Origin of the sequence: Staphylococcus sp. HMSC063F05 (assembly GCF_001837075.1) — a bacterium.
Lineage (GTDB): Bacteria > Bacillota > Bacilli > Staphylococcales > Staphylococcaceae > Staphylococcus > Staphylococcus epidermidis.
In genome coordinates this window covers 1-281 of the sequence record NZ_KV831314.1, presented here as the reverse complement: position 1 = coordinate 281, position 281 = coordinate 1, and the positions used below count along the sequence as shown (strand labels likewise).

Genomic DNA, 281 nt, shown 5'->3' with positions numbered 1-281 from the left:
ATGCTTCTGCTTCTATTATTTCTACGCCTTTTCTTTCACATAGTTGACGTAAAATAACTCCAATATCTCTTTTGATTTTTCCGTATATCACTTGTCTTCTATATTTTGGTGCAAAGACTATGTGATACTTACAATTCCATTTTGTATGTGCTAAACTGTTTGTGTCAGATGACATAAAAAAGCATCTCCTCGTGTTGAATATTTTGGTTGGCTGACCAATATATATTCTAGCATGATGAGATGTTTTTTTAGATAACGGTAAAACCTTTTCTGAACCATAC

Annotated in this window: 1 protein-coding gene; it reads right to left on the bottom strand. The window is 32.4% G+C overall.

The window, feature by feature from the left end:
- A partial coding sequence (gene tnpA / locus HMPREF2576_RS01550; protein WP_002456626.1) for an IS200/IS605 family transposase occupies window positions 1–175 on the bottom strand: 175 nt, incomplete at its 3' end.
- Window positions 176–281 lie beyond the last annotated feature (106 nt).